Source organism: Nocardioides pakistanensis (genome assembly GCF_054781215.1).
In genome coordinates, this window is sequence record NZ_BAAGUV010000060.1 from 181,828 (window position 1) to 188,089 (window position 6,262).

Sequence of the window (6,262 nt, forward strand, 5' to 3'; positions counted from 1 at the left end):
AGGCGGCGACTCGGCCGGTCAAGGCACAAGGGCCCGAATCACCCACTCTGGGGAGATCCCGGCGCGCCGGGCTCGCCGGCGCTAGGGTCGACGGCTGTGACGGTGCGGGACCTGAGTCGACATGCGCTGGTGGTCGTGGACGTCCAGTCCGGCTTCGACGACCCGGGGTGGGGTCGGCGCAACAACCCGGCGTGCGACGGCAACATCGCAGCACTGGTGGAGCGCTGGCACGGCACCGGGCGGCCCGTCGTACACGTGCGGCACGACTCCACCGACCCCGCCTCGCCGCTGCATCCGAGCTCGCCGGGCAACCGGCTCAAGCCCTACCTCGCGACGCCCCCGGACCTGCTCGTGACCAAGAGCGTTAACTCCGGCTTCCACGGGTCCCCGGACCTGCACGCCTGGCTGGTCGCGCATGATGTCCGCGGGATCGTGGTCTGCGGGATCACCACCAACCACTGCTGCGAGACGACCGCGCGCGCCGGCGGGAACCTCGGCCACGACGTGCTGTTCGTGCTCGACGCGACGCACACCTTCGAGCGCACGGGACCCGACGGCACGACGATGACCGCGGACGAGCTGGCCCGCGCGACCGCGACCAACCTGCACGGGGAGTTCGCCACCGTCGTGGCGACCGCAGACCTCCTCGGCGGTCAGGCGTAGCGCCGGGTCACTCCCACTCGATCGTGCCCGGCGGCTTGCTGGTGATGTCGACGGTGACCCGGTTGACCTCGCGCACCTCGTTGGTGATCCGGGTGGAGATCGCCTCGAGCACGTCGTAGGGCAGTCGCGCCCAGTCCGCGGTCATCGCGTCCTCGGAGGTGACCGGCCGCAGCACGACCGGGTGCCCGTAGGTGCGGCTGTCGCCCTGGACCCCGACGGAGCGCACGTCGGCCAGCAGCACCACCGGGAACTGCCAGATGTCGCGGTCCAGACCCGCCTTGGTCAGCTCCTCCCGCGCGATCGCGTCGGCCTCACGGAGGATGTCGAGTCGCTCCTGGTTGACCTCGCCGATGATCCGGATGCCCAGCCCGGGGCCGGGGAACGGGTGCCGCCAGACGATCTCCGGCGGCAGGCCGAGCTGCTCCCCGACGAGGCGCACCTCGTCCTTGAACAGCGTGCGCAGCGGCTCGACCAGCTCGAACTCGAGGTCCTCGGGCAGCCCGCCGACGTTGTGGTGGGACTTGATGTTGGAGGTGCCGGCACCGCCGCCGGACTCGACCACGTCGGGGTAGAGCGTGCCCTGTACCAGGAAGGACACCTTCTCCCCGTGCTCGGCAGCCTCGCCGACGATCTCGAGCTCGGCGGCCTCGAAGACGCGGATGAACTCCCGGCCGATGATCTTGCGCTTCTCCTCGGGGTCGGTGACCCCGGCCAGCGCGTCGAGGAACCGCTGCCGCGCGTCGACCACGTGCAGCGAGACGCCGGTGGAGGCGACGAAGTCCCGCTCGACCTGCTCGGCCTCGCCCTTGCGGAGCAGGCCGTGGTCGACGAACACGCAGGTCAGCTGGTCGCCGATCGCACGCTGCACCAGCGCGGCCGCCACCGCGGAGTCGACGCCACCGGAGAGCCCGCAGATCGCCTGCTTGTCGCCGATCTGCTCGCGGATCCGCTCCACCTGCTCGTCGACGATGTTGACCATCGTCCACGTCGGGCGGCAGCCGGCGATGTTGTGCAGGAAGTGGGTGAGGACCGCCTGCCCGTGCTCGGTGTGCAGCACCTCGGGGTGCCACTGCACCCCGGCCAGGCGCCGGTCGAGGTCCTCGAACGCCGCGACCGGGGACCCGGCGGAGGTGGCCAGGGCGGTGAAGCCCTCGGGCGCTGCGACGACCGAGTCGCCGTGGCTCATCCAGACCTTGTGCTGCTCGGGCACCTCGGCGAGCAGCGTGCCGCGCTCGGTGACGGAGACCGGCGTCCGGCCGTACTCCGAGAGGCCGGTGCGACGTACCTCTCCCCCGAGCGCGAGCGCCATCGCCTGGAAGCCGTAGCACATGCCGAAGACCGGCACCCCGGCCTCGAAGACCGCCGGGCCGACCTGCGGGGCGCCGGGTTCGTAGACCGAGGAGGGGCCGCCGGAGAGGATGATCGCCTTGGGGTTGCGGGCAAGCATCTCCTCGATCGGCATCGTGTGCGGGACGATCTCGGAGTAGACCCGGGCCTCACGCACCCGGCGGGCGATGAGCTGGGCGTACTGCGCCCCGAAGTCGACGACGAGGACGAGGTCGTGGTCGGTGGTCATCAAGCCCCTTCACATGGCGCGCGGCGGAGGTCCCAGTCTATCCGCGACCCGTCGCCGGGCCGCGGCCCGTCCAGCCCGCCGAGAGGGCCCGGGACACTTCCCGGAAAAACTTCCAGAAATCGGTCGGTAACCGCGTAACCCCCCGCAGTCCCGCTCGTTGAGCCTGTCAGATCCGGTGGCTTTGCTCCCTCCCAGGCCGGATCTCTCGGTCCGTGCACTGTCCATCAGGTGCGTGGACGGTTCAGGGCCCGACCAACCCTCCCTCCCCGGTCGGGCCCTGAGTCATTTCCGGGGCGCCGGCCGGCCGGACCGAGAGGCGCGAGGCGGTCACTCGCGCACGACACAGGGGCCGAGCCACCGGTATTCGGTGGACACGGCCCCTGGGCTCAGAGCAGGTGAGCTCGGAGCACCCCGCCTCTGTGCCTCAGGAGACCCCGACGATCGGTAGTCGCAGCGCGGCCGGGGCGGTCGGCGGGACGGCCGGCTCCCGGGGCTCGACGGGCGCCACCCGCTCGTACGGCGAGCCGAGCTCGGGGCGCGGGTCGGCCTCGCCCTTGTTCGGCCAGAACGCCATCGCGCGCTCGGCCTGGGCGGTGATCGTGAGCGACGGGTTCACCCCGAGGTTCGCCGAGATGGCCGAACCGTCCACCACGTGCAGGCCGGGGTAGTTGAACACGCGCTGGTAGGGGTCGATCACACCCGTCTCCGGCGTCTCCCCGATCGTGCAGCCACCGATGAAGTGCGCGGTCAGCGGGCGGTTGAACGGCTCGCCGATGGAACCGCCCGGCTTCCCGCCGATCACCTGCGCCATCTTGCGGACCGCCTGGTTGGCCACCGGGATCCAGGTCGGGTTCGGGGCGCCGTGCCCCTGCCTGGAGCTGAGGTGCCAGCGGCCGGTGAGCCGGCTGCGCTTGGAGTAGGTGGTGATGGAGTTGTCGATGGTCTGCATCACCAGCGCGATCACCGTCCGCTCCGACCAGTGCCGCAGGTCGTAGAGGTCGAGGACGTTGAGCTTCTCCTTCCACATCTCCTTCAGCCAGGTCCGCCAGCGCGGCGCCGGGCCGTCACCGTCGGTGAGCACGGTCTGCAGAAGCGACATCACGTTGCTGCCCTTGCCGTAGCGGACCGGCTCGATGTGGGTGTCCTCGTCGGGGTGGAACGACGAGGTGATCGCCACCCCCTGGCTGTAGTCGACGGTGGTGTCGGGCGCGATCGCGCCGAGGATCGACTCGGAGTTGGTCCGGGAGAGGTAGCCCAGACGCTGGGACAGCTCGGGCAGGTGGCCCTGGTCCCGCATCTTGAACAGCAGCCGCTGCGTGCCCAGCGCGGAGGCGGAGAAGATCACCTGCTCGGCGGTGAGAGTACGACGGGCCGCCTTCCGGCGTAGCTTGGCCTTCGTGAACCGCACGTCGACCGCATAGCCACCGTCGTCGAGCGGGCGGACGGTCTCGACCGTCGTGAGCTCGTGCACGCGGGCACCCTTGCTCTCGGCGAGGTACAGGTAGTTCTTGACCAGCGTGTTCTTCGCGTTGTGCCGACACCCGGTCATGCACTCGCCGCAGCCGAGGCAGGTGTTGCGCTCCGGTCCGGCCCCGCCGAAGAAGGGATCCGCGACCCGCTCCCCCTGGGGCTGCTCCGGCCCGCCGAAGAAGACGCCGACGGGCGTGGGGTGGAAGGTGTCGCCGACGCCCATGTCGTTGGCGACCTTCTCCATGACGTCGTCCGACGGCGTGCGCAGCGGGTTCTCCACCACGCCGAGCATCCGCTTGGCCTGGTCGTAGAACGGGGCCAGCTCGTCGCGCCAGTCGGTGATGTCTCGCCACTGCGGGTCGCGGTAAAACGCGGGCAACGGCTCGTAGAGCGTGTTGGCGTACACCAGCGATCCCCCGCCGACGCCGGCGCCGGACAGGATCAGCGCGTCCTTGAGCGCGTCGATCCGCTGGATGCCGTAGCAGCCGAGCTCGGGACGGAAGAGGTACTTGTCGAGGTCGAAGGAGGTGTCCGCGAAGTCCTCGTCGCGGAAGCGGGCCCCCGCCTCGAGGACACCGACGCGGTAGCCCTTCTCGGTGAGCCGGAGCGCGGAGACCGAGCCCCCGAAACCCGAGCCGATGATCAGGACGTCGTAGTCGAAACCTGCTGCACTCATGGGAGCTCCCTCACGGACGCTTGGTCTTGCGCATCAGGCGCATCTGGGCCGACATCACCTTGGCAAACGTCTCGTCGCTCATGCCGAGCACCGGTGAGAACCGGAACAGGCGCTGGACGGCGACGGCCTGGGGGTCGGTGTAGCGATGGATCCCTTCGGCACCCTGCCGTCGGCCGAGGCCGGACTCGCGCATGCCGCCCATGGGGGCATCGAGGCTGCCGAAGGTGGCGGCGAAGGCCTCGTTGACGTTCACGGTGCCGCACTTGATCTGCTTGGCGATCTGCCGGCCGCGCTTCACGTCGCGGGTGTAGATCGAGGCGTTGAGGCCGTACTCCCCGGCGTTGGCACGGGCGATGGCATCGGCCTCGTCGTGGAACCGGTAGAGGGACACGACGGGGCCGAACGTCTCCTCGCCGAAGCAGGCCATGTCCGGGTCCACGCCCTCGAGGATCGTGGGCTCGTAGAAGTACGGGCCGAGGTCGGGACGTGCCCGGCCGCCGGTGAGCACGCGGGCCCCCTTGGCGACCGCGTCCTCGACGTGGGCGGAGACCGCGTCGAGCTGCTGCTGGGAGATCAGCGAGCCGATGTCGGTGCCCCACTCCAGGCCGGGGCCGAGCTTCTGCGCCTTGGTGCGCTGGACGAACCGCTCGACGAACCGGTCGTAGACCTGGTCGGCGACGAACAGCCGCTCCATCGACACGCAGAGCTGCCCGGCCGAGGAGAAGCAGGCCCGGACCGCGCCCTCTGCCGCACGCTCGACGTCGGCGTCGCGCAGCACCAGCATCGGGTTCTTGCCGCCGAGCTCGAGCGAACAGCCGATCAGGTTGCGGCCCGCCTGCTCGGCGATCACGCGACCGGTGGCCGTGGAACCGGTGAAGCAGACGTAGTTGGACCGGTTGATGATCTCGCTGCCGAGGACCCGGCCGGGCCCGGCGACGATCTGCCAAAGATCCTTGGGGAAGCCGGCCTCCTCGAGGAGCCGTACGCCGAGCAGCGCGGACAGCATCGTCTGCGCGTCGGGCTTGTGTACGACGGCGTTGCCGGCCATCAGCGCCGGCAGACCGTCCGACAGCGCCATGGTGAACGGGTAGTTCCACGGCGAGATGATCCCGACCACCCCCTTGGGCACCCGGTTGACCTCGACCTGGGTGAGCACGGGAAGGATCCCGACGCGCTTGGCGGAGGCGAGATGCCGGTGCGGTGTGCGCGCGTAGTAGCGCGCGGTCATCGCCACGTGCAACGGCTCCTCGAAGGCGTGCTTGCGGGACTTGCCGGACTCCCAGCAGATCAGGTCGGTGATCTCGTCCTGGCGGTCCAGCACCAGGTCGTGAAGGTTCAGCAGCCGTTCGGCGCGGTGCTCGAGAGACGTCTCGGCCCAGGCCTCCTGAGCCCGGCGGGCCCGCCGGAAGGCCTCCGCGACGTCCTCCGCGGAAGACTGCGGGATGGCAGCCAGCGGCTGGCCGTTGAAGGGACACGAGGTCGACACGGACTCGCCACTGGTCGCGACGACGCGACCGGTCAGGGACCGGACGTAGGCAGGGTCCAGCGCGTAGGTGGCAGTGGGGTCGAGCTCCGGGTCGGCGGGACCGGTGGCGCCGAGGGCACCGCCCTGGTGACGGGGATCAGGCATGGCAGACATGATACCGAGAGTATGTGACCGCGGTCTCAGCACCCAAGCCGGGCCGGCTGCTGAGACGCGCGAAGGCCCAGTGCACTAGACCGCTGCGCCCCAGCTCGCACCAGCGGAGCCGGTCGCCGAACACGACAAAGCCCCCGCGAGACGAGCCCGCGGGGGCTTTGTGCAAAGTTAGGTCCGGCGACGTCCTACTCTCCCACACACTCGCGTGTGCAGTACCATCGGCGCTGAAAGGCTTAAC

General features: G+C 70.1%; 4 protein-coding genes. 1 reads left to right on the plus strand and 3 read right to left on the minus strand.

What is annotated here, in order from left to right; all coding sequences use genetic code 11:
* Positions 1-96 precede the first annotated feature (96 nt).
* Positions 97-663 carry a cysteine hydrolase family protein gene (locus ACYVIH_RS18825; RefSeq protein WP_460871064.1) on the plus strand — a complete coding sequence of 189 codons (567 nt, stop codon included), beginning with the start codon at positions 97-99 and terminating at the stop codon, positions 661-663.
* Positions 664-670: 7 nt separating this feature from the next.
* Here ACYVIH_RS18825 and guaA read toward each other — a convergent pair whose 3' ends face one another.
* The 3 genes from guaA to ACYVIH_RS18840 form a co-directional block, all read right to left on the minus strand.
* Positions 671-2,239, minus strand: coding sequence for a glutamine-hydrolyzing GMP synthase (gene guaA, locus ACYVIH_RS18830; RefSeq protein WP_460871065.1), 1,569 nt, complete (start codon positions 2,237-2,239; stop codon positions 671-673).
* 424 nt (positions 2,240-2,663) lie between these two features.
* Entirely contained in the window at positions 2,664-4,385 is a 1,722-nt protein-coding gene (locus tag ACYVIH_RS18835; RefSeq protein ID WP_460871067.1) for a GMC oxidoreductase, read from the minus strand.
* 10 nt (positions 4,386-4,395) lie between these two features.
* The gene (locus tag ACYVIH_RS18840; RefSeq protein ID WP_460871068.1) at positions 4,396-6,015 is read right to left on the minus strand and encodes a succinic semialdehyde dehydrogenase; all 1,620 of its coding nucleotides are present in this window, start codon (positions 6,013-6,015) and stop codon (positions 4,396-4,398) included.
* Between the last annotated feature and the right edge of the window lie 247 nt (positions 6,016-6,262).

Bases quoted from the DNA above. Each gene is read 5' to 3' on its own strand.
- guaA (WP_460871065.1), bottom strand. From the start codon at position 2,239: ATGACCACCGACCACGACCTCGTCCTCGTCGTCGACTTCGGGGCGCAG.
- ACYVIH_RS18840 (WP_460871068.1), bottom strand. From the start codon at position 6,015: ATGCCTGATCCCCGTCACCAGGGCGGTGCCCTCGGCGCCACCGGTCCC.
- ACYVIH_RS18835 (WP_460871067.1), bottom strand. From the start codon at position 4,385: ATGAGTGCAGCAGGTTTCGACTACGACGTCCTGATCATCGGCTCGGGT.